At 69.9% G+C, this 23194-nt stretch carries 21 protein-coding genes; 6 read left to right on the top strand and 15 right to left on the bottom strand.

The genetic code is table 11. The annotated features are described in order from the left end of the window. Positions 1-149: 149 nt before the first annotated feature. From mltB to ASC98_RS14480, 4 genes are read right to left on the bottom strand one after another with little or no spacing between them, the layout of a single operon-like run. Entirely contained in the window at positions 150-1235 is a 1086-nt protein-coding gene (gene mltB, locus ASC98_RS14495) for a lytic murein transglycosylase B (protein WP_056809531.1), read from the bottom strand. Positions 1236-1264: 29 nt separating this feature from the next. After that, positions 1265-3319, bottom strand: coding sequence for a DUF3488 and transglutaminase-like domain-containing protein (locus ASC98_RS14490; protein WP_056809508.1), 2055 nt, complete (start codon positions 3317-3319; stop codon positions 1265-1267). After that, a complete protein-coding gene (locus ASC98_RS14485; protein WP_082541539.1) occupies positions 3316-4347 on the bottom strand; it encodes a DUF58 domain-containing protein in 1032 nt (343 codons plus the stop codon). The genes ASC98_RS14490 and ASC98_RS14485 overlap by 4 nt, the downstream gene beginning before the upstream one ends. Positions 4348-4366: 19 nt before the next feature. Further along, positions 4367-5302: a MoxR family ATPase gene (locus tag ASC98_RS14480; RefSeq protein ID WP_056809506.1), complete on the bottom strand. Its 936-nt coding sequence runs from the start codon at positions 5300-5302 to the stop codon at positions 4367-4369. Between the two features lie 47 nt (positions 5303-5349). On the opposite strand from ASC98_RS14480, the gene ASC98_RS14475 reads away from it, so the two are divergent. Further along, on the top strand, positions 5350-6285 hold the full coding sequence (locus ASC98_RS14475; protein WP_056809504.1) for a histone deacetylase family protein: 936 nt from the start codon (positions 5350-5352) through the stop codon (positions 6283-6285). Between the two features lie 63 nt (positions 6286-6348). Further along, positions 6349-7653, top strand: a complete 1305-nt coding sequence (locus ASC98_RS14470) for a mechanosensitive ion channel family protein (RefSeq protein ID WP_056809501.1) — start codon at positions 6349-6351, stop codon at positions 7651-7653. Positions 7654-7656: 3 nt separating this feature from the next. Here ASC98_RS14470 and ASC98_RS14465 read toward each other — a convergent pair whose 3' ends face one another. From ASC98_RS14465 to ASC98_RS14440, 6 genes are read right to left on the bottom strand one after another with little or no spacing between them, the layout of a single operon-like run. Continuing rightward, positions 7657-8991 carry a TolC family outer membrane protein gene (locus ASC98_RS14465; RefSeq protein WP_056809499.1) on the bottom strand — a complete coding sequence of 445 codons (1335 nt, stop codon included), beginning with the start codon at positions 8989-8991 and terminating at the stop codon, positions 7657-7659. A 32-nt stretch (positions 8992-9023) separates the two neighbouring features. Further along, positions 9024-9362 (bottom strand): rhodanese-like domain-containing protein, encoded by a 339-nt coding sequence (locus ASC98_RS14460; RefSeq protein WP_056809497.1) that lies wholly within the window; start codon positions 9360-9362, stop codon positions 9024-9026. A 19-nt stretch (positions 9363-9381) separates the two neighbouring features. Further along, positions 9382-10035, bottom strand: coding sequence for a protein-L-isoaspartate O-methyltransferase (locus ASC98_RS14455; RefSeq protein ID WP_056809494.1), 654 nt, complete (start codon positions 10033-10035; stop codon positions 9382-9384). Continuing rightward, positions 10032-13247: an efflux RND transporter permease subunit gene (locus ASC98_RS14450; RefSeq protein WP_056809492.1), complete on the bottom strand. Its 3216-nt coding sequence runs from the start codon at positions 13245-13247 to the stop codon at positions 10032-10034. The genes ASC98_RS14455 and ASC98_RS14450 overlap by 4 nt, the downstream gene beginning before the upstream one ends. 7 nt (positions 13248-13254) lie before the next feature. After that, complete coding sequence (locus ASC98_RS14445; RefSeq protein ID WP_056809490.1) at positions 13255-14430, bottom strand: efflux RND transporter periplasmic adaptor subunit; 1176 nt, start codon at positions 14428-14430, stop codon at positions 13255-13257. Next, positions 14427-15080, bottom strand: a complete 654-nt coding sequence (locus ASC98_RS14440; protein ID WP_056809488.1) for a TetR/AcrR family transcriptional regulator — start codon at positions 15078-15080, stop codon at positions 14427-14429. The genes ASC98_RS14445 and ASC98_RS14440 overlap by 4 nt, the downstream gene beginning before the upstream one ends. A gap of 144 nt (positions 15081-15224) precedes the next feature. Here ASC98_RS14440 and ASC98_RS14435 point away from each other — a divergent pair, with 144 nt between their 5' ends. Next, complete coding sequence (locus tag ASC98_RS14435; protein WP_056809486.1) at positions 15225-16046, top strand: undecaprenyl-diphosphate phosphatase; 822 nt, start codon at positions 15225-15227, stop codon at positions 16044-16046. Here ASC98_RS14435 and ASC98_RS14430 read toward each other — a convergent pair. The 5 genes from ASC98_RS14430 to hisN form a co-directional block, all read right to left on the bottom strand. Continuing rightward, a complete protein-coding gene (locus ASC98_RS14430; protein WP_056809484.1) occupies positions 16030-16641 on the bottom strand; it encodes an ORF6N domain-containing protein in 612 nt (203 codons plus the stop codon). The genes ASC98_RS14435 and ASC98_RS14430 overlap by 17 nt on opposite strands. After that, positions 16638-16775 (bottom strand): hypothetical protein, encoded by a 138-nt coding sequence (locus ASC98_RS30390; RefSeq protein WP_157597632.1) that lies wholly within the window; start codon positions 16773-16775, stop codon positions 16638-16640. The genes ASC98_RS14430 and ASC98_RS30390 overlap by 4 nt, the downstream gene beginning before the upstream one ends. Before the next feature lie 130 nt (positions 16776-16905). Next, positions 16906-17898, bottom strand: coding sequence for an MBL fold metallo-hydrolase (locus tag ASC98_RS14425; RefSeq protein ID WP_200952937.1), 993 nt, complete (start codon positions 17896-17898; stop codon positions 16906-16908). Positions 17899-17901: 3 nt separating this feature from the next. After that, complete coding sequence (locus ASC98_RS14420) at positions 17902-18441, bottom strand: DUF962 domain-containing protein (protein WP_056809482.1); 540 nt, start codon at positions 18439-18441, stop codon at positions 17902-17904. 133 nt (positions 18442-18574) lie between these two features. Beyond that, positions 18575-19378 (bottom strand): histidinol-phosphatase, encoded by an 804-nt coding sequence (hisN, locus tag ASC98_RS14415; RefSeq protein ID WP_056809480.1) that lies wholly within the window; start codon positions 19376-19378, stop codon positions 18575-18577. A 165-nt stretch (positions 19379-19543) separates the two neighbouring features. Here hisN and ASC98_RS14410 point away from each other — a divergent pair, with 165 nt between their 5' ends. From ASC98_RS14410 to ASC98_RS14400, 3 genes are read left to right on the top strand one after another with little or no spacing between them, the layout of a single operon-like run. Beyond that, positions 19544-20554 (top strand): ABC transporter substrate-binding protein, encoded by a 1011-nt coding sequence (locus ASC98_RS14410; protein ID WP_056809478.1) that lies wholly within the window; start codon positions 19544-19546, stop codon positions 20552-20554. Between the two features lie 14 nt (positions 20555-20568). Then, positions 20569-21567 (top strand): ABC transporter ATP-binding protein, encoded by a 999-nt coding sequence (locus ASC98_RS14405; RefSeq protein ID WP_056809476.1) that lies wholly within the window; start codon positions 20569-20571, stop codon positions 21565-21567. Beyond that, entirely contained in the window at positions 21564-23192 is a 1629-nt protein-coding gene (locus ASC98_RS14400; protein WP_235581273.1) for an ABC transporter permease subunit, read from the top strand. Before ASC98_RS14405 ends, ASC98_RS14400 begins: the two co-directional genes overlap by 4 nt. Positions 23193-23194: the final 2 nt, after the last annotated feature.

Here is a 23194-nt window from a genome sequence, read left to right as displayed (position 1 = left end):
CTGTTCCTGACCAGCAGCTTCGTGCAGCCCGACGCGGCGAGTGCCGCCGCGCGTTTCGCAAGCTCCTGCGCATCGCCTTCTGCCTCTGGCGCTCCGACCAGCTTTTCAATCCTCTCCTCGTCGGAAAGGCTTGACGCGCGACATAGAACCTACCGCATCGTCTTGACCGCCTGCCCCAGCTCGATCACCGCCAGCGCGTAGTAGCTCGACCAGTTGTAGCGCGTCACCGTGTAGAAGTTCGGCGTGCCGGCGACATAGCTCGGCGCCGCGTCGCCGTTCTGCAGCTCGATCAGCGCGAGCTTGTCGCCGAACTCTCGCGCCGCGGCCGGCAGCCCGGCGCCGTGCGCGAGGAACTCCTGCGGCGTGAAGCTCGGCACGATGTCGGGCACCAGCAGGGTTGCGCGGTCGACGGCGTCCACCGGCGCGGCCACGTCGAAGTGCGTCGGCATGCCGCGCTGCCAGCCGAACTCGGCCAGGTAGTGGGCCACGCTGCCGACCACGTCGGCACCGCTCGCGTGCAGGTCGATGCGGCCGTCGCCGTCGAAATCCACCGCATAGCGGTTCCAGCTGCTCGGCATGAACTGACCCATGCCCATCGCACCGGCGTAGCTGCCCTTCAGCGCGAGCGGGTCGATGGCCTCGCTGTGGCACAGCACGAAGTACTGCTCCAGCTCGTCGCGGAAGAAGCCGCTGCGGTCGCGCCGGCCGCTCGGGAAATCGAAGGACAGCGTGGCCAGCGCATCGATCACGCGGAAGCCGCCCATCTGCTGGCCGTAGATCGTCTCGACGCCGACGATGCCGACGACGATCTCGGCCGGCACGCCGTAGAGTTCTTCGGCGCGCGCGAGCCATTTCTCGTTGTCTTGCCAGAACGCAAGGCCGGCGCGGATGCGCCTCGGCTCGACGAAGCGGCCGCGGTAGGCCGCCCAGTTCTTCGCGGTGCCGGCCGGCGGCGGCATGATGAACTTCGCGACGTTCGGCACGTAGCGCGCCTCGGCCAGCTGCGACTGCACCCAGTCGGCGGGCAGGCCCTGCCGCTCGGCGATCTCGGCGCCGAAGCGCATCAGGTCGTCGCGGCGGCCGTACGGGACGGTGTCGTCGACGACCGGCGCCCTGGCATGCGGCTTCTTCGGCTTCGCCGGTCTCGCCTCGGCGATGCCGACGGTTGCGGGCAGGCACGTTGCGGCCGAGAGGGCGAGCAGCGCAAGAAGGTGGCGACGGGAACCTCGGGACATCGGCAAATTATCGGTGTCGACGCGGCCCGTCATCTCGGGGCATTCGCCAACCCGCGTTCGAGGGTTCGAACCTGGCCCTGCACCGCGCGCAGCCACGGCGTGGACGGGCTTGCGATCGCGCCGCGGCCGTAGCGCTGCGCGTCGAGTTCGCGCAACAGCGCCACGAGCGGCGCGCCGTGCGCACCGAAGCGCGCGTCGACCGCCGCCGCCATCGCCCGCGGCGTGTCATGCGGCAACGCCGCCAGCCCCAGCCGCTGCAGCGCCGCGCGCAACTGCCGCGCCTGCCGCTGCCACGGGTCCTGCCGGTGGCGGTCCCACCAGGCCCAGCCGGCGCCCAGCAGCGCGAGCGTGCTGAGTGTGCCGATCAGCAGCAGCGCCAGGTCTTCCCAGCTCGGCGAGCTGAAGCCGAGGTTCTTCAGCAGGTCGAGCTGCTGGCCGCGCGAGTAGTTCAGCACCCACTGGTTCCAGCGGTTGTTGACCGACTCCCACGCGCCGCGCAGTTGCGCCAGCAGCGCCGGGCTGACGGAGCCGATCGCACCGGCCATCAGCCCCGGCTGCGGCGCGAGACGGGTGCTGCGCGAGATGCGGTCGGGCGCCACCGCGGCGGTCGGGTCGGCGCGAACCCAGCCGACACCCTGCTGCCAGTACTCGGCCCAGGCGTGCGCCGAGCTCTGGCGCACGATGTAGTAGCCGTCGACCGGCGACGGGTCGGTGCCCTGGTAGCCGGTGACGACCCGCGCCGGCACGTCCATCGCCCGCATCACGATCACGAACGCGGCGGCGAAGTGTTCGCAGAAGCCCAGCCTGCGGTCGAGCCAGAATTCGTCGACCGCGGTGCGCGGATTTGCCTCGCCGTACACGCCCGGCGCCAGCGTGTAGCCGAAGCCGGCGCTGGCGATGTGCTGCAGCACCGCGCGGGCGAGCGTGCCCGAGTCGGCCTTCGCGAACTCGGGCCGCTGCAGCAGCTGCGCGGCCCACGCGAGGGTGCGCGGGTTGTAGCCGGTGGGCAGCTGCACGAACTCGCGCAGCTCGGCGCTGCGCTGGGTCGGCCCGTGCTGGAAGCGCGTGTGCGCAAGCGCGTTGAAGCGCAGCCGCTCGGTGACCGGCCGCTGCGTGCGCCACGACAGGTCGTCGCGGCGCGACACCGGCAGGTTCTCGATCGGCTCGATCTCGGAGGTGGCCTCCAGCAGCGGCAGCAGCGGCAGCCGCAGCGGTTCCAGCGTCACTTCGTAGCGGTACTCCGGGCCGTCGGTGCGCAGCGCGGCGCGCAGCGGCGGCGCGAACTCGGAACGGAACACCGGCTGCCATTCCTCGCCGTCGTAGCGCCCGAGCACCGGGCCGCGGAAGTACATCGCCTGCGGCGGCGGCACCGGCCCGAGGAAGCGGATGCGCATCGCGACGCTGTCGTCGCTCGCGACCTCGGCGACCGAGCCCATGCGCATGCTGTTCGACAGGCCGGTCGTCGACAGGCCGTCCTGCGGCACGCCCCACAGCGGCCCGAGGCGCGGGAACATCACGAACAACAGCACCATCACCGGCGCGCCGAGCGCCGCGCTGCGCAGCGCGAGCCGTGCCGCCTTGCGCAGCTGCGGCTGCCCGACCGGCATGTGCGCGAGCACCAGCGCGGTCAGCAATCCCCACACCGACAGCAGCATCGCGGCCGCGACCGGCAGCGACTGCGAATACAGGAAGTGCGTCAGCACCAGGAAGAAGCCGAGGAAGAACACCACGAAGGCATCGCGCCGGGCCCGCAGCTCCAGCGTCTTCATCGACATCAGCACCACCGCGAGCGTGATGCCGGGCTCCTTGCCGAGCAGCGTGCGGAACGAGAACAGCGTCAGCCCGATCGCGAGCGCCAGCAGCCCGCCGCGCACCCAGCGGCCGGGCAGCGCGCCGCCGCTCAGCGCGAGGCGGCCGCGCCACAGCAGCACGCCGCCGGTCAGCGCGGCGCACCACGGCGGCAGGTGCAGCAGGTGAGGCAGCACGGTCCAGGCGATCACCAGCAGCAGGAACAGCGTGTCGCGCGTGTCGCGCGGCAGGTGTCGCCAGCCGGGCCAGCGCGGCAACCAGGGGGTCGCGGTCATGCGCCCGCTCCGGTGCCGCCGTGCACGGCCAGCGCCTCCAGGCAGCGCCGGCGCTGCAGTTCGCCCTGGGCGGGATCGATCTGCAGACCGGGCAGGCGCAGACCGTAGTCGGCGCCGGCGCGTTCGGCCGACAGCACCCAGGCGGCCAGCCGCGACAGCCGGTCTTCGGGCGCGAGGCCGGCGCAGCGCTGCCAGTCGAGCCAGAGCTGCTGCTGCACGGTGGCGCTGGTGTCGCGGCTGACAAGTTCGCCGCCGGTCTCCAGGCTGCGCGCGGCCTTCTTCCAGACGACGAGCTTGAGCGGGTCGCCGCGCCGGTAGCCGCGCACGCCTTCGAGCTCGCCGCCATCGGCGCGCCGGCCGGTGGCGGGGCCGCCCGGTGTCGGGTGGGCGGGCGGCAGCGGGGCCGCCGGCCGCTCGGGCCGTGGGTAGACCAGCACGTCGGCCGCCGGCCGCCACACCGCCCACGCGCGGAACAGCCCGAGCGGGAAGCGCGTCTCGATGCTGATCGCCGGCACCGGGTGCAGCCCGCGGGTGGCGGGCACGAAGCTGACGTGGGCCGGGGCCTGGCCGCCGGCCGGCACGTCGGCCCAGGTCAGGGTCGATGCATCGCCCGATTCGAGGCGCAGCCCGATGCCGAATCGCTCGGAGCCCGGGCTGGTCAGCGTGACCGCGAGCGGTGCCGCGTCGCCGGCGAACACCGCTGCCGGCGGGCGCAGGTGCAGCGTCATGCCGCGCAGCGTGTTGTGCGTCAGGTGCATCGAGACGATGCCGCTGCCGGCCAGCAGGAAGGTCAGCACGTAGCCGAGGTTCAGCTGGTAGTTGATCGACGCCACCAGCAGCACCATCAGCGTCAGCGCGAACATCAGCCCGGCGCGGGTCGGCAGGATGTAGACGTTGCGCTGCGTCAGCAGCACGGTGTCGGTGCGCGGCAGCCGCGCCTGCCACCAGGCGCGAAAGCGCCGCCGTGCCGCGCCGGCGGCGAGCGTGAACGGGCGCAGCGGGAGCTTCAGCGCGTCGGCGGCCTGCATGGTGGCGGCAGACCTCGCTTCAGGGCAGCGTGATCGACTCGATCATCGCGCGCACCTGCTCGCGCGCACCGCGCCCGGCGCCGGCCACCGGCACCAGCCGGTGCGAGATCGACTGCGCGAGGATCGCCTGCACGTCGTCGGGGGCGACGTAGTCGCGCGCGTCGAGCAGCGCATGGGCCTTCGCGGCGCGCAGCACCGCGATGCCGGCGCGCGGGCTCAGCCCGTCGACGAACCAGGTGCCGCTGCGCGTCGCGCCGATCAGCGCCTGCAGGTAGTCGAGCAAGGCGTCGGAGGCATGCACCCGCAGCACGTCCTGCTGCGCCGCCAGCAGGTCCTGCGGCGTCATCACCGCCTCCAGCGCGCCGATCGCCTCGCGCCGGTCGATGCCGGCCAGCAGCGCGCGCTCGCTCGCATGGTCGGGGTAGCCGAGCGTGATGCACATCAGGAAGCGGTCGAGCTGCGACTCGGGCAGCGGGTAGGTGCCGAGCTGGTCGGTCGGGTTCTGCGTCGCGATCACGAAGAACGGCTTCGGCAGCGCGCGCGTCTCGCCTTCGATGCTGACCTGGTGTTCTTCCATCGCCTCCAGCAGCGCGCTCTGCGTCTTCGGGCCGGCGCGGTTGATCTCGTCGGCCAGCAGCACCTGCGCGAACACCGGGCCCGGGTGGAACACGAAGGCTTCCTTGCTGCGCTCGTAGATGCTGACGCCGATCAGGTCGGACGGCAGCAGGTCGGCGGTGAACTGGCTGCGCGAGAACTTGAGCCCGAGCGACACCGCCAGCGCGTGCGCGAGCGTGGTCTTGCCGACGCCCGGAACGTCTTCGATCAGCAGGTGGCCGCCGGCCAGCAGGCAGGCGACGCAGTCACGGATCTGCGGGCGCTTGCCGACGATGATCGTGCTAATCTGGTCGATCAGGCGGTTCAGGTGGGGAAGGGCTTTCAACAGGTCCGTGCTCATGCAGTCACCATACCTGAAACCGCCTCGATTCCGGACCCTGAACACCGATGCCCACTGCGTTCTTCAGCCATCCCGAGTGCCGGCAGCACGACATGGGCCGCGGCCATCCCGAGTGCCCGCAGCGCCTGGACGCGATCAACGACCACCTGCTGGCGACCGGCCTCGACATGGCGCTCGAGCGCCGCGAGGCGCCGCTGGTCGACCTGCACGACGTGGTGCTGGCGCACGAGAGCCTGTACGTGACCGAGCTGCAGGCCGTTCTCGAGGAGCTGCAGGCGTCGGGCGAGAGCCGGGCGATGGACCCCGACACCGTCGCGAACGGCGGCACCTGGCGCGCCGCGCAGCGCGCCGCCGGCGCCGCGGTGGCCGCCACCGACGCGGTGCTCGACGGCCAGGTCGACAACGCGTTCTGCGCGGTGCGCCCGCCCGGCCACCACGCGACGCGCAACCAGACGATGGGCTTCTGCTTCTTCAACAACGTCGCGATCGCCGCGCGCCATGCGCTCGACGTGCGCGGCCTGCAGCGGGTGGCGGTGGTCGATTTCGACGTGCACCACGGCAACGGCACCGAAGACATCCTGGCCGGCGACGAACGCGTGCTGATGGTCGGCATCTTCCAGCACCCGCTGTATCCGTACTGCGGCGAGGTGCCGAAGGGCGACAACATGCTGAACCTGCCGCTGCCGCCGTACACCCGCGGCGGCGAGATGCGCGACATCGTCGAGGCGATGTGGATGCCGCGACTCGAGGAATTCAAGCCGCAGATGGTCTTCATCTCGGCCGGCTTCGATGCGCACCGCGAAGACGACCTCGGCCAGCTCGGCCTGGTCGAGGCCGACTACGAATGGCTGACGCGCCGCATCAAGGCGGTGGCCGACCGCCATGCCGGCGGGCGCATCGTCTCGTGCCTGGAGGGCGGCTACGCGCTCGGTGCGCTGGCGCGCAGCGTCGCGGCGCACCTGCGGGTGCTGGCCGACCTCTGATTCCCCGGGGCCGCGCGGCGGCCCGCCCCGATCCACGAAACCGATCTGCAAGACCATTCACCGATGAATTCATCCCTGGGCGTCCAAGATTTCAACGAACTGCTGCGCGACCTGGCCACCGCCAGCGCGCTGACCGAAGCGGCGGTGCTGCTCGGCTGCCTCGGGCTGTCGTGGCTCGCGTGCATGCTGCTGCGGCGCGTGCTGAAGATCAACGGCGCGGTCGTGTTCGGCCGCAACGTCGTCGACGGCGTGCTGTTCCCGCTGGTCGCGCTGGTGCTGGCGGTCATTGCACGGCACCTGCTGATGGGCGTCGTGAAGGTCGCGGTGTTCCGGGTCGCGATCCCGATCCTGCTGTCGCTCGCATTGATCCGCTTCGCGGTGCGGGTGCTGTCGGCGGCATTCCCGAACTCGACCTGGATGCGCACGATCGAGCGCACGATCTCGTGGATCGCATGGATCGCCGTCGTGCTGTGGGTCACCGGCGTGATGCCGGCGGTGATGGAAGAACTCGACAGCGTGCGCTGGCAGATCGCCGGCGGCATGGTCTCGCTGCGCACGATGATCGAGGGCGCGCTGACGGCCGGCGTCGTGATGGTGATGGCGCTGTGGCTGTCGTCGGCGATCGAACGCAAGATCATCCACGGCACCGGCGACGACCTGTCGATGCGCAAGATGGTGTCGAACATCGTGCGTGCGCTGCTGCTGTTCGTCGGGCTGCTGTTCGCGATGTCGGCGGTCGGCATCAACCTGACGGCGCTCAGCGTGCTGGGCGGTGCGGTCGGCGTCGGCCTCGGCTTCGGCCTGCAGAAGATCGCGGCCAACTACATCAGCGGCTTCGTGATCCTGGCCGAGCGTTCGCTGCGCATCGGCGACATGGTCAAGGTCGACAACTTCGAAGGCCGCGTCACGGACATCCGCACCCGCTACACGGTGATCCGCTCGCTCGGCGGGCGCGAGGCGGTGGTGCCGAACGAGATGCTGATCACGCAGCGCGTCGAGAACCTGTCGCTGGCCGACCCGCGGGTGCTGATCCAGACGATGGTGCAGGTGGCCTACGGCACCGACGTGCGGGCGCTGCAGCCGAAGCTGGTCGACGCGATCCTGAAGGTCGAGCGGGTGATCGCCGACCCGGCACCGGGCGTGCAACTGTCGAACTTCGCGGCCGACGGCATGGACCTGACGATCAACTTCTGGATCCGCGACCCGGAGAACGGGCAGGGGCAGGTCAAGTCGGACGTGCACCTGGCCGTGCTGGACGTGCTGAACGCCGAAGACATCCAGATTCCGTTCCCGCAGCGGGTGATGCACACCATCGTCCGGCACGAAGGGCCGGACGGGGCCCCGATGCCCCAGCCCGAACGGCCGTGAACCTCAGCGCGCGATCAGCGCGTTCAGGGCCCGCAGGTCGTCGGGCTTCAGCTGCCCGGCGGCCTGGCGCAGCTTCAGGCTGTTGACCAGCACGTCGTAGCGCGCCTTCGCCAGGTCGCGCCGCGCATTGAACAGCTGGGTCTGCGCGTTCAGCACGTCCAGGTTGACCCGCACGCCGACCTTGTACCCGAGCTGCGTCGCTTCGAGCGCGAGCTGGCTCGACGACTCGGCGGCTTCCAGCGCCGTCACCTGCGCCTGGCCGGATTGCACGCCGTAGAACACCTGGCGCGTCGCCTGCGCGGTGCCGCGGCGCGCCGAGTCGAGCAGGTTGCGCGACTGCTCTTCGAGCTGCAGCGTTTCCTTCACGCGGTTCTGGATCGAGAAGCCGGCGAACAGCGGCACCGTCATCGTCAGCGCGACGTCGGAACTGGTGACGCGGCCCGAGATGTCGGCCGGGTTGGTGATCTTGGTGTGGCCGCGACCGTAGCTCCCGCTCAGGCCGACGGTCGGCAGGTGGCCGGCGCGCGCCTTCTCGGTCTCGAGCTTCGCGATGTCGTAGCCGAGCTGCGCACGGCGCACCGTCGGCGCGGTGTCGGTCTGCGACACCCACGCTTCGACGTTGCCCGGCGAGATCGCCGGCAGCGCCACCGGCGTGGCCAGCGGCTTCGGCGCGACGCCGTCGCGGCCCACCAGCTGGTCGAGCGCGATGCGCTTGGTGCGCAGGTCGTTGTCGGCCGCGATCTCCTGCGCGGTGGCCAGGTCGAAGCGGGCCTGCGCCTCGCGGGTGTCGGTGATGGTGGCGGTGCCGACCTCGAAGTTGCGCTTGGCCGAGGCCAGCTGCTCGGCGATGCCGTTCTTGTTGGCCTGTGCCGTGGCCAGCGCGTCCTGCGCCGCCAGCACGTCGAAGTAGGCCTGCGCCACGCGCACGATCAGGTCCTGCTCGGCCGTTTCCAGGTCGGCGCGCGAGATGTCGACGCCCAGGTCGGCCTGGTCGATGGTCTTGTCGTTCGCGCGGTTGAAGAGCGTCTGCGATGCGTTCAGGCCGGCGGTGGTCGAGCGGCTGGTCGATTCGCTGAGCGGCGATTCGCTGTCGCTGCGCGCGGCCTGCAGCTGGGCCCCCACCTGCGGACGGCGCAGCGCATGCGCCTGCTCGGCCTTGTACTGCACCGACTCGGCCAGCGCCTTGGCCGCGAGGTAGGTCGCGTCGTAGCCGCGCGCCGTGTCGTAGAGCTCGGCCAGGCTTTGCGCCTGCGCGAAGGGCGCGGCACCGAACAAGGCGGCGCAGGCCAGCACCAGGCGGCTCGGCTTCGGCAAACGGGTCGGGGACACAGCGGACATGGGACGTTCCTTGGGGGAGGGGTGATCAGGAATCAATAGAGGGGCACGGACGCGTCGACCTCGCGCGACCACGCGTCGATGCCGCCGGCGATGTTGTACACGTCGGCATGGCCCGCGCGCTCGAGGAATGCGACGACCTGCAGACTTCGCATGCCGTGGTGACACAAACCCAGGACGGGCTGCGCCGCATCCAGTTCGCCCAGCCGCTGCGGGATCTCGCGCATCGGGATGCAGACGGTGCGCACGCCCGGCACGGCCAGCGACGCGGTCTGCACCTCCCACGGCTCGCGCACGTCGAGGATCACCGGCCGGCGATCCGGGCCGAAGCTCGCGAGGAGCGCCTGCACGTCGGTGACTCGAAGCTGTTGCATGGGGCCGTGTGTCCGTGGATCAGAAGTGGAAGCGCGACGGCTCGTCGAAGCCCAGCAGCCGCGGCGCGACGGTGTCGAACAGCTCGACGCTGCGGAAGTCGGCCTCGCCGACGCGGGTGACCAGCGTCGCGCGCATCACCGGCTCCTGGCCGACGATTGCGGCAAGGCGTCCGCCGACCTTGAGTTCGCCGAGCAGCGACGACGGCACCGCGGCGACCGAGCCCGACAGCAGGATCACGTCGAACGGGCCGGCCGTCGGCAGCTTCTTCGAGCCGTCGCCCTCGACCACGCTGACATTGGCGACCGCGGCCCGGCGCAGGTTCTCGCCGGCCAGGCGGGCCAGCTCGGGCACGATCTCCAGCGTCACCACCTGGCGCGCCTTGTGCGACAGCAGCGCGGCCATGAAGCCGGAGCCGGCGCCGATCTCGAGCACGCGCTCGTGGCGGCGCACGTTCAGTTCCTGCAGCAGCCGGGCTTCGACGCGCGGCGCCAGCATCTGCTGGCCGCCCGGCAGCGGCACCTCGGTGTCCATGAAGGCCATCGCCCGGTACGCGGCCGGCACGAAATCCTCGCGCTTGATCACGCCCAGCAGTGCCAGCACGCCGGGGTCGAGCACGTCCCACGGGCGGATCTGCTGCTCGATCATGTTGAAGCGGGCTTGTTCGACGGTCATGGCGGCGTTCCTCCGGAGGCAGGGTGGGGTGGGGGCAAACCCTGCATTTTAGGGGGCGCCCACCTGCGTGCGGCCCATGTCGCGAGGTCGTCGAGGTAGCAGTAGATGACCGGCACGACCACCAGCGTCAGCAGCGACGAGGTGATCACCCCGCCGATCACCGCCTGGCCCATCGGCGCGCGCTGCTCCGAGCCTTCGGACAGCGCGAACGCGAGCGGCACCATGCCGAAGATCATCGCCAGCGTCGTCATCAGGATCGGCCGCAGCCGCACCTCGGCCGCATGCAGCAGCGCCTGCTCGCGGGTCATCGGCGGTTCGTCGTGGTCCAGCCCGTGGTCGCCGCGGTGCTCGCCGGCGCGCGAGCGGATCGCGAAATCCACCAGCAGGATCGCGTTCTTCGTCACCAGCCCCATCAGCATCACGATGCCGATGATGCTGAACATGTTCAGCGTCGAGCGGAACATCAGCAGCGCGAGCACGACGCCGATCAGCGTCAGCGGCAGCGAGCTCATCAGCGCGAGCGGCTGCAGGAAGCTGCGGAACTGGCTCGCGAGGATCATGTAGATGAACACCACCGCCAGCGCCAGCGCACCGACCGCGTACGCGAACGATTCGTTCATGTTCTTCGTCGCGCCGCCGAACACGTAGCGGTAGCCGGGCGGCCAGCTGATGCCGTCGAGCGCGCGGCGGATGTCGGCCGACACGTCGCCGGAACTGCGGCCGTAGGCATTGCCGTCGATGTTGATCTCGCGGTTCAGGTCGCGCCGGTTGATCTGGTTCGGGCCGGTCGACGGCGTCACGTCGGCCACCTGCGACAGCCGCACCGAACGCGCCGCGCCGTCGGCCGCTGCGCCGACGTTGATCGGCAGGCGCTGCAGGTCTTCCAGCGTGTGGCGGCTGTCGGGCGTCAGCCGCACGTTGACGTCGTAGTTCTCGCCGTCCGGCGCGCGCCAGTTGCCCACCGTGGTGCCGGCCACCAGCGTGCGCAGGCTGTTCGCGAGCGCGTTGACGTTCAGCCCGACGTCGGACGCGGCGTCGCGCTTCACGTCGATCGCGACCGTCGGCTTGTCGGGCTTCAGCGTGGTGTCGAGGTCCACCAGGCCGGGGATCGCGCGCAGCTTCAGGTCGAGCTGGGCCGACAGCCGCGCGAGCTCGGCCAGGTCGGCGCCCTGGATCGAGAACTGCAGGCTCTTGCCGCCGCCCAGGTCGGTCGGCCCGATGTTGGTGACGGTGATGCCGGGGATGCGCGACAGCCGCTCGCGCAGCGGCACGCTGAGCTCGTTCAGGTTGCGGCTGCGGTCCTGGCGGTCGACCAGCCGGACGTAGGTGGAGCCGTAGATCTTGCCCAGCGCATTGCCGCTGTTGATGGTGGTGACGGTGTAGCGCACCTCGGGCATCTCGCGCAGCGCCGCGTCGATCTGCTTCGCGCGCATTTCGGTGACCTCGATCGACGAGCCGACCGGCGTGTAGAAGTTGACCTGCGTCTCCGAGAAATCGGCCTTCGGCACGAACTCGGCACCGAGCACCGGGATCAGGAAGAAGCTGCCGACGAAGGTCGCGAGCGCGATGCCCAGCGTCGCCAGCTTGTGGCCGAGCGCCCAGCCGAGGATCTCCTGGTAGGCGTGCGACAGCCAGAGCGTGAAGCGGTCGAACGCGCCGGTGACGCGGCCGACGGTCTTGTCATACAGCGTCACCGGCGGACCGCGGTGCACGCCGTGCGCGGCAGGGTCGTTCCAGACGCTGGACAGCATCGGGTCGAGCGTGAAGCTGACGAACATCGAGATCAGCACCGCGGCGACGATGGTCAGCCCGAACTCGTGGAAGAACTTGCCGACGATGCCGCCCATGAAGCCGATCGGCAGGAACACCGCGACGATCGACAGCGTGGTCGCCAGCACCGCCAGCCCGATCTCGTTGGTGCCGTCGAGCGCGGCCTGGTGCGCGCTCTTGCCCATCTGCACATGGCGCACGATGTTCTCGCGCACGACGATCGCATCGTCGATCAGCAGCCCGACGCACAGGCTCAGCGCCATCATCGTGATGGTGTTGATCGTGAAGCCGAACACGTACATGAACAGGAAGGTGCCGATCAGCGCGATCGGCAGCGTCAGGCCGGTGATGATGGTCGAGCGCCACGAGTTCAGGAACAGGAAGACGATCAGCACCGTGAGCGCGGCGCCCTCGAACAGCGTGCGCTTGACGTTGGCCACCGAGACGCGGATGCCGCGCGAGCTGTCGCGGTTGACTTCGACGCGGATGCCCGGCGGCGTCAGCGCGGCGGAATCGGCCAGGGCCTTGTTCAGCCCGTCGACCACCTCGATGGTGTTCTCGCCCTGCGATTTCTGCACCGACAGCAGCACGGTGCGCTGGCCGTTGTAGAGCGCGAGGCTCTCGATCTCCTGGGGGCCGTCGACCACGTCGGCGACCTGCCACAGCTTGACCGCCGCGCCGCCGTTCGGGCCGCGGCGCGCGACGATGATCTCGCGGAAGTCTTCCGGCCGCTTCAGCCGCGCGTTGACCTGCACCACGCGCTCCTGCTCGCGGGTGCGGATCGAGCCCATCGGCAGCTCCTGGTTCTCGCTCTTCACCGCGGCGACGACCTGGTCGACGCTCAAGCCCAGCGCATCGAGTGCGGCCGGCCGCACATAGACGTTGATCTCGCGCTCGACGCCGCCGATCACGCTGACCGCGCCGACGCCGCGCACGTTCTCGAGCCGCTTCTGCAGCACCTGCGCGGCCCAGGTGGTGAGCTCCTGCGGCGTGCGCTGCCCGTCGGTGGACAGCACCGCGACGTTGAAGATCGGCTGGCTGGCCGGGTCGAAGCGCGAGATGCGCGGCTCCTTGACCTCGTCGCGCAGGTTCGGCCGGATCAGCGCGACCTTCTCGCGCACGTCGTCGGCCGCCTTGCGCCCGTCGACATCGAGGTTGAACTCGACGATGACGACTGCCGTGCCTTCATATGAGCGGGAGTACAGCGAGTTGATGCCGGCGACGGTATTGACCGCCTCCTCGATCTTCTTCGTGACCTCGCTCTCGACGATCTCGGGCGACGCGCCCGGGTAGTCCATCTGCACGACGACGGTCGGGAAGTCGATGTTCGGGAACTGGTCGACGGCAAGGCGCTGGTAGCTGAACAACCCGAGCACGACGAAGGCCAGCATGACCATCGTGGCCATCACCGGGTTGCCGATCGAGACGCGGGTGAACCACATGGCGGCGTCAGCGCCCGGTGGCGGCCGAGGCCGGGATGGCGGCCGGGTCCGGCAGCGCGGCGGTCACGCGCACCGCGGTGCCATCGCGCACTTGGCCGACGGTGCTGCGCAGCAGCGTCGCGCCGTCGGCGACGCCGGCGGCGAGCTCGACCTGGCTGTCGCGCTCCAGGCTGCCGGCGATGCTACCGCGGCCGCCGAGCGTCACGCTGCGCTGCCGCACCACGCCATCGACGACGGCCAGCACGTAGGGCCGGGCCTGGTCGACGCGCACCGTGCTGGCCGGCACCGCGAGCGCCGTCTTGCGCTCCAGCTCGATGGCGCCGCGGGCGAACAGCCCCTGGCGCAGCCCGGGTTGGGGCAGCAGTTCGAGGTAGACCATCACCGCGCGCGTGCCCGCTTGCGTGCTCGGGTTGATGCGCACCACCTTCGCCTGCGCTGGCGCCGCGAGGCCGTCGACCTGCAGCGTGGCCGCCTGCCCGACCTGCACCGCACCGACGTCTTCAGGGGCGATCGCCGCTTCGAGCTCGATGCGCGACAGGTCGACCACCTCGACCAGCCTGGCATCGACCGCGACGCGCTCGCCCGGCTGCGCGGCGCGCACCGAGACGATGCCGGCGATCGGCGCGATCAACTGCGCGTCGGTGCGCGCCTTGCGTGCGAGTTCGACGGCGGCTGCAGCGGCGAGGTAGTTCGCGTTCGCGGTCGCTTCGTTCGATACCGAGGTCTCGAGCCCGGTCGACGAGATGAAGCCCTGGGCCACCAGCGCCTTGTTGTTCTCGAGCGTGCGGCGGGCGATGTCGAGCTGGCCGCGTGCCGACGCGGCGTTCTGCTCGGCCTGGCGCAGCCGCCAGTCGACCTCGGTGGTGTCGAGCTGGCCGATGACCTGGCCGGCCTTCACGCTGTCGCCCTCGCGCACCGTCAGCGACTTGACCTCGGCCGCGACCTTCGCGCGCACCACCGCGCTGTTGACGGCTTTCAGGCCGCCCGACACCGCGAGCGTGCGGGCGAACGGCTGGGGGTGCAGCACCAGCAGGTCACCGGGCGCGAGCTCCAGCGCCGCCGGCGCCCGGGCGGTGCCGAGCGCGGCCTGCTGCTGCTTGCGGGCGCTCAGCGCACGGGCGACGAAGCCGCCGACCAGCGCGACGACGACGACCGGGACGGCCCACTTCACCCAGCGCTTCATGAGAGGTCGAGCTTCGGGCGGAGCTCGATGCCGCGGGTGACGGTGTCCATGTGCTGGTAGACGAAATCGTGCGGGGACATCAGCGACGGCACCGGCGAGCAGGCGCCCAGCGAGTGCTTGTGCATGCACAGCATGACCATCGGCAGGATCAGCGAGTGCACGGTCGATTCGACGTCGACCCGGCGGAATTCGCCGGCGTCGATGCCGCGCTGCACGACGCCGCCGACCAGCTGCGAGCCGGGTTCGATCACCTGCTCGCCGTAGTACTCGGCGATGTCCGGAAAGTTGCGCACCTCGGTGACGATCAGCTTGAAGACGGCCGACGCCGGGCTCTCGAAGATGCGCAGCCACCAGCGCGGCAGCACCTCGCGCAGCACCTGGGCGTTGCTGCCGCTGAAGGCGTGCACCTCGTCGACGCCGCTCTGGATCTCGGTCGACACGCGTTCGCGGATCACCGCCTTCAGCAGCTCTTCCTTGCTCGGGTAATAGAGATAGAGCGTGCCCTTGGACACCCCGGCCGCCGCCGCGACCTCTTCCGACCGGGTCGCGGAGAAACCCTTTTCAGAGAAAAGCGCCAATGCCGCGTCCAGCAGCTCCTGCGGGCGCGCCTCTTTGCGGCGTTGACGGGGGATCGGGTGGGAGGTACTCATGGACCGGTACTGACTGACTGGTCAGTAATGTAGGCGATGCGAGCCGCCAGGGTCAAGCCAGGGGTGGGGAACCCCTTGTTCGCAGGCCGGGCCCTGAGGGCTCGGCCGCTATCATCGGCGCTCAATTTTTGCCGGGGAACGCGATTGGACTTCGTACTGTTGTTGAAGGCGGCGGTGATGGGCGTCGTCGAGGGGCTGACGGAGTTCCTGCCGGTGTCGAGCACCGGGCACCTGATCCTGGCGGGGTCGTTGATGCACTTCAACGACGCGCGGGGCAAGCTGTTCGAGATCGTGATCCAGTCGGCGGCGATCCTGGCGGTGGTGTGGGAATTCCGCGGCCGCATCGGCGGCGTGCTGGGGGGGCTCGGGCACGACCCGAAGGCGCGCCGGCTGCTGCTGAACGTCGGCATCGCGTTCCTGCCGCTGGCGGTGCTGGGGCTGCTGTTCGGCAAGATGCTGAAGGCGAACCTGTTCAACGCGCCGACGGTGGCCACGACCTTCATCGTCGGCGGGCTGATCATTTTGTGGGCCGAGCGGCGCCAGCACAGCGTGCGGGTGCACTCGGTCGACGAGATGACGCCGCTGGACGCGCTGAAGGTCGGCATCGCGCAGGCCTTCGCGCTGATCCCCGGCACCAGCCGCTCGGGGGCCACCATCATCGGCGGCATGCTGTTCGGGCTGTCGCGCCAGGTGGCGACCGAGTTCACCTTCTACCTGGCGATCCCGACGCTCGGGGTCGCGTCGGTCTACTCGCTGTACAAGGAGCGCGCGCTGCTGTCGGTCGACGACCTCGGCATGTGGGTGGTCGGCATGGTCGCCGCCTTCATCTCGGCCTTCTTCTGCGTGCGCTGGCTGCTGCGCTACATCTCCACGCACACCTTCGTGCCGTTCGCGTGGTACCGCATCGTGTTCGGCATCGTGGTGCTGGTGACGGCGTGGAGTGGCGTGGTCACCTGGGCGGATTGAGGGCCTGATCGCACGTTGCTTCTCCCGATGCTTTCTTGTCGCTGCTTTCGGGCGTGACGAAGCCGATGGGCTGCCTGGGCGGTGCGGGTGGTGTCATGAGTTCGCGCAGAGCGTCGAAAACCTGCCTCAGCTGGTTGCGCGTATTGCGACCGAAGGTGTCGTGGCTCAGCGATAGCGCTTCGGTCTTTTCCTCGAGTTCGCTCAGACGCAGTGCAAGGTCGGCATGCGTGGTGGCGAGTTGCCGCACCTTGACGAAGGTGCGCATGATCTCGACGTTGACGGCAATGGCGTTGGCGCTGCCCAGCACCGAAGACAGCATGGCCACACCTTGCTCGGTGAAGGCGTAGGGTGCCGTACGTCGACCGCCGCGACCTGTGGCGTTTGAGGTCACAAACTGTGACCTCAAAGCCGAGAACTCCTCGGCGGAGAGCTGAAACATGAAGTCGCCGGGGAAGCGCACCTGATTGCGCTTGACCGCTTGCACCAGCGCCTTGGTCGGCACGCCATAGAGCGCCGCCAAATCGGCATCCAGCATCACGCGCTGGTCGCGCAACAGCTGGATGCGGCTGCCAATGATCGGTTCAAGCTCGCTCATCGCGTGATGCAGCCGACGCACACGTACAGGTAGGTCACGCCGAGCACCAAGCCGGTCCAGCTCCAGCGCAGCATCGGCAGCCGTGGGCTGGTGTGGGTGACCGGCACGTCCATCGGGTTCGAATCGATCGTCATCCTGTGCTCCGGGAGCTTGTGAGGCCGCAGAGACTAGGTTCGCTTTGTGCAGGGAAATTGCAGCCGGCCATGCCGACGCGCGATGGCGCCATGCACGCATCCGATGGCCCGGTGTGCCAGGGGGCAGAGGCTAGGGAACGAAGGGCGTGAAGAGCGGCGGCAGGCGCAGCTCGATGCCGTCCTGCTTCGCCCGTTGCGAGAGATCAGCCATCGTCGTGCCGAAGTCGTCGAACAGCAGCGGCATCGCCTGCAGCGGCTGATCGAGCGGCAGCCAGAAGTCGTCCCAGTGGATCGGCACGACGCGCTTCGCACCGGTGAGCTGCACCGTCTCGTGCCAGTAGGCGCTGCGGTAGGCGTCGTCCTTGCGGCCTAGCGTGCCGACGCCGAGGAACACGGTGTCGACGCGCCGCCCGGCCAGCGCGCCGGGGATGAAACCGGCACTGCCCTCGATCAGCCAGCGACCGCCGGACGCATGCGCGACGACGATGGACCACACCTGGCCCTCGCGCCAGGCCGGTGCCCGCGTCGGCGGCACCACCGGCGCCATGATGTTCTCGATCGAGACCCCGTCGCTCCACGGCGTCGGGCTGTGGCGCGATGCGATGAAGCTCAGCGTGAACTTGCCGAGCGTGACGGTGTCGCCCGGCTGCACCTCACGCAGCTGCGTCGCCGGCAGCCCGGCGCCGAAGCCGATCTGCATCGTCGAGTTCGAGCCGATCAGCACCGCGCCGGTGCGCAGTGCGACGGTGGGCGAATCCATCGCGTGGTCGTAGTGGGAATGCACCGGCACTACGGCCGCAAGCTTGGTGACACCCAGGCGCTTCAATGCGCCGTCGATCGCCACGGCATCGGGCCCGATGCGCCCGAAGAAGGTCTGTCGCATGCCGGGCCGCGAGAAGAAGCCATCCGTCATCCAGGCGGTTTCGCCGTCGTCGAAGAGCAGCGTCGCGACGCCGGCGAAGCGCACCGTGACGGCCGAGCCGGCGGGGGCCGGCGGCAGTGTCAGCGAGCGGAACTCATCAAGGGGGGGATGGCGCCGGGCCTGGACCACCAGCAAGGCGATGGCCAGGAGCAGCAGTGCCGCCAGCGCCAGCGCGGCGCGCCGAACCTGGCGGAGGGTCACGAATCAGGCAGCGGGGTGGGCCAGATCGCGCAGCACGGTCGGGCCGACCCGGCGTTCGATCTCGGCCAGCAGCGGCCGGTCCCAGCCCAGCGCGAACATGATTTCGGCCGTGACGAACATCGGACCGACGAGCAGGCCGACGAGATCGTCGACGAAGGCCGGTTTGCGCCCTTCGTAGTAGTGACCGATGAACTGGATGACCCAGCCGGCGATGAAGCTGCCGAGGCCCCAGCCCAGCCAGCTGGCGAGGCTGCCGCCCGAGACCTGCTGCGCCAGCACGGTGAGCACCCCGTTGACGAGGCTGACCGCGAGCCCCAGCGTGAGGTTGCCGCGCGTCAGATACCAGACGGTGGCAAGGCCCCAGGCGATCCAGGCGGGGGTGAGGGCGAGGCTGCCGAGCACGAAGGCCGGCTTGGCGAGCAGCACGCTGACGCCGAACACGATCAGCGGGATGCCGAAGAAGTGGGTGGTGATGTTGCGGCGGTCGCGGTGGTAAGCCGCGTACTGCGACAGGAGGTCCAGGGCCGAACGTTGTCTCGTCATGGTGTTCTCCGTGGTCTGAAGCCAGGGGATGCGGTCGGATGGGGCCCATCTTAGAACGGTTGCCGCCGAGCGCAAGCGGCCGACCGTGACTCCTTGCACGTGGCGCGTTCGGTGACGATTTCAAGCCACCGCGTCAAGCCAGCGCGGCCAGTGCCTGGGCCTGCAGTTCCAGCGTCGCCGCCGCGACCACCCGGCCGTCAGAACCCATGTGCAGCGCGCGGCCTTGCCAATCGGTGATGACGCCGCCGGCGCCCTCGATCACCGGCACCAGTGCCAGGAAGTCGTAGGGCTGCAGCCCGCTCTCGACCACCAGGTCGACGTGGCCGGAAGCCAGTGAGCCGTAGCTGTGGCAATCGCCGCCGAAGCGCCGCAGCGCGGCACGCCGGCTCAGTGCGTCGAAGGCGCGCCAGCCGTCGGCATCGAAGGCGTCGGGCGAGGTGGTGTAGACCCGGGCGTCGGCCAGCCGCGTGCAGCCGCTGCTGCGGCACGGCGTGCCGTTCCAGCGGCTCGGCTGCCCGGCGCGTCCCACCCAGCATTCGCCGAGCGCCGGCAGGTTCACGACGCCGACCACCGGCCGGCCGTGCCACAGCAGCGCCAGCAGGTTGCCCCAGAGCGGCGAGCCGGTGATGAAGGCCTTCGTGCCGTCGATCGGGTCGATCACCCAGACCCGTTCCGCATCGAGCCGCTCGCGGCCGTGTTCTTCGCCGAGCAGGCCGTCGCCGGGTCGCGCTGCGGCGATGCGCTCGCGCAGCATGCGTTCGACCTCGCGATCGGCGACCGTCACCGGGCTGTCGTCGGCCTTCGTCAGCACCTCGACGCGGCCGCGGAACCAGCGCAGCGCCAGCCTGCCGGCTTCATCGGCCAGCTGTTCGGCCAGCCGGACATCGTCGTCCGGCAGCAGGGCGAAGGGGGCGGAGGACAGCGCTTCATCGCTCATCGAGGACCTCGTGGGTTGGCATGCATCGTGCGGAAGCGTCTTGTGAGAACACACAGATTCCCACAAACGCCCGGAAACGCACAGTGCGAATGCATGAAGCGTGCCCTGTGCTGGTGTCCCGCCCTGTCGTCCCGCCCTCGTTTGAAGCATCCACCGGAGAAGTCCATGACCGCCCACCGCCCCCTGCTTGCCGCCCTGCTGTTCACCGCGCTCGCCGTTCCCGGGCTGGCCCGGGCCGGCACGATCACCGCGTACACCGCGCTGGAGGAGAACGAGATCGCCGAGTACGTGGCGGCGGCGAAGCAGAGCCTGCCCGACGTCGACGTGAAGGTGCTGCGCCTGTCCACCGGCGACCTGGGTGCCCGCATCCTGGCCGAGGCGAGCAATCCGCAGCACGACGTGATCTGGGGCTGGGCGGTGACGAACATGCTCGACCCGCGCATCGGCGCGATGGTCGAGCCCCATGCCGGGAAAGGCGTCGAGAAGCTGCCGGCCGCCTACCGGGCCACCGACGGCAGCTGGTTTGCCGCCACCGGCTACATGGCCGCGTTCTGCGTGAACACCGACGTGCTGAAAGCCAAGAACCTGCCGATGCCGACCTCGTGGAAGGACCTCGCGAACCCGGTCTACAAGGGCGAGGTGGTGATGCCCAACCCGGTGTCCTCCGGCACCGGCTACCTGCAGGTGGCTGCGCTGCTGCAGTCGCAGGGCAGCGACAAGGGCTGGGCTTTCCTGAAGGCGCTGGACGGCAACGTCGCGCAGTACATCAAGTCGGGCTCCCGCCCGTGCAAGGCCGCCCGTGCCGGCGAGTACGCGATCGGCGCGTCGCTCGCGTTCGCGGCGATCCAGTCGGTGGAGGAGGGCTTTCCGGTGAAGATGGTGATTCCGAGCGACGGTGCCGGCTACGAACTGGAAGCCTCGGCGCTGATGAAGAGTTCGAAGAACAAGGCCGATGCGAGGCGCTTCCTCGACTGGACGCTGTCGCCGCAGGCCGCGGCGCTCTACACGAAGTACAAGGAGATCGTCACGATTCCCGGCACGCCGCCGTCGAAGGCCGCGCAGATCGCCGGGCTGCCGGCCGACCTGTCGAAGGTGCTCTACCCGATGAACTTCGCGCAGTCGGCCAAGGACCGCGACGCCACGCTCGCGGCCTGGCAGAAGGCGATCGGGCGGTGAGCGCGTCGCCCGGCATGGCGCTCCAGATCAGCGGCCTGCACAAGAGCTTCGACGGATTCGTCGCGCTCGAGCACATCGACCTCTCGATCGGGGCCGAGGAGTTCGTGTGCCTGCTGGGACCGAGCGGGTGCGGCAAGACGACGCTGCTGCGCATCATCGCGGGGCTGCTGGCGGCCGACCGGGGCCGCCTGATGCTGGGCGGTCGCGACCTGGCGACCGTGCCGGCGCGCGAGCGCGGCTTCGGCATCGTGTTCCAGTCGTACTCGCTGTTCCCGCACATGACGGTCGCGCAGAACGTCGGCTACGGGCTGCGCATCCGTGGTGCACCGGCGCCGCAGATCGAGGCGCGCGTGGCCGAGCTGCTGTCGCTGGTGAAGCTGTCGGCACTGGCGCAACGCCATCCGGCCCAGCTCTCGGGCGGCCAGCAGCAGCGGGTCGCGCTGGCGCGTGCGGTGGCGGTCGATCCGGCGTTGATCCTCCTCGACGAGCCGCTGTCGGCGCTCGACGCGAAGGTGCGCGCCGAGCTGCGCCATGAACTGCGCGAGCTGCAGCGGCGGCTGCGCATCCCGACGCTGATGGTCACGCACGACCAGGAGGAAGCGATGGCGCTGGCCGACACGATCGTCTGCATGAACCAGGGCCGCATCGAGCAGCAGGGCACGCCGCAGCAGCTGTATCTGCAGCCGCGTACCCGCTTCGTCGCCGATTTCATGGGGCACGGCAACCTGCTGCCGCGCGACTGGGTGTGCGAGGCGGCGACCGAGTTGCTGCGCGGCGATCCGATCGGCGACGCGGCATGCGTCCGGCCCGAGCGGGTGGTGCTGGCGCCGGACCCGCATGGCGACAGCCGCGTGATCGACCTCAGCTTCCTCGGCAACCTGCGCCGGCTGCGCGTGAGCTGGCGAGGCCGCGAACTGCTGGCCGAGCTGCCGGCGGCCGGTCCGGCGTTGCTGCCGGGCGATGCGGTCTCGGTGCGGATCGCAGCGGCCGATTGCGCGTGGGTGGCCGGGTGATCGACGCGCCGCTCGACCGCTGGTTGCTGCGCGCCTGCCTGTGGATCCCGCTGGCGGCGCTGATCCTGTTCTTCGGCGTGCCGATGCTGACGATCGCGTGGCGCAGCCTGCTCGACGAGGGCGGCGGCGTCGGTGTGTCGAACTGGGTGGCGCTGTGGAACACGCCCGGCGTGTGGCGCGCGCTGGCGCACAGCCTGGTGCTGGGCGTCTCGGCGACGGTGATCACCGTGCTGCTCGCCTTCGTGGTCGCGTTCGGGCTCGAGCGCACCGCGATGCCGGGCAAGCGTTTCGTCGGGGCGAGCCTGGCGCTGCCGGTGCTGGCGCCGTCGCTGGTGCTCGGCCTCGGGCTGATCTTCCTGCTCGGGCGCAACGGGCTGGTCGGCAAGCTGCTGGGCGTGCGCCCCGAGGTGTACGGGTTCAGCGGGTTGTTGATCGCCGACGTGATGTACGCGCTGCCGCAGGCCGCGATGATCCTGCGCGCCGCGCTCCGGCACGGCGATGCGCGCCACTACGAGGCGGCCGAGCTGCTGGGCGCGACGCCGTGGCGGCGCTTCGTCGACATCACGTTGCCGGGCATGCGCTACGCACTGCTGAGCGCGGCCTTCGTCGTCTTCACGGTGACGATCACCGATTTCGGCAATGCGGTGGTGATCGGTGGCGACTATCCGGTGCTCGCGACCGAGATCTACAACCAGGTGAGCGGGCAGATGAAGTTCGGGCTCGGCGCGGTGGTCGGCCTGCTGCTGCTGTTGCCGGCGGGGCTGTCGGTGTGGATCGAGCATGTCGCGGCGCGCCGGCAGGCGGGGCTCGGCGCCGAATCGGCACGACCGCCGAGGCCGTTGCCATGGGCCCGGCGCGACGTGCCGTTCTTCGTCGGCAACCTGCTGATCGCCGGCGCGCTGGCCTGCGTGGTCGGCACGGTGGTGATCGGCAGCCTGATGCGGCTGTGGCCCTACAAGCTGGAGTTCACGCTGAAGCACTACGACATCACGCTGGCGGGCGGCTATGCACCGCTGTGGACGTCGCTGGCGGTGTCGGTGCTCACCGCGGTGCTGGGCACGCTGCTGCTGCTCGGTCTCGCGTTGGCGGCGCGGCGATTGCCGCCTGCGCCTGCGCGCGCGGTGGCGCTGCTGTCTGCCTTGCCGGTGGCAGTGCCCGGCCTGGTGCTGGGCCTGTCGTATGTGTTTGCGTTCAACCGCCCGCAATGGCCGTTTGCGGCGTTGTACGGCTCGGTGCTCCTGCTGGCGCTGTGCAACTTCTACCACTATCACACGCAGGCCTACGTGACGATGTCCAGCGGCGTGCGCGCGGTCCCCGGCGCGTTGGAGGAGGCCTGCAGCGCGCTCGGCGGCGGTGTGTGGCGGCATTGGCGCGACGTCTACGTGCCGGCGCTGCGGCCGACGTTGTGGACGGTGGCGCTGTTCCTGTTCATGCGCTCGATGGTCACGTTGTCGGCGGTGATCTTCCTGATCACGCCGTCGACGATGCTGGGCGCGGTGAGCGTGATGCGGCTCGACGAGGCCGGGTTCACATCGCAGGCGGCGGCTTTCTCGACCTGCATCATGTCGATCGTCGGTGTGTCGGCTTGGCTGCTGCAGGTCGTGACGCGATCGAGGAGTCCTTGAAC

The organism is Rhizobacter sp. Root1238, assembly GCF_001425825.1.
Lineage (GTDB): Bacteria > Pseudomonadota > Gammaproteobacteria > Burkholderiales > Burkholderiaceae_C > Rhizobacter.
This window is presented reverse-complemented; position numbering and strand designations above follow the sequence as displayed.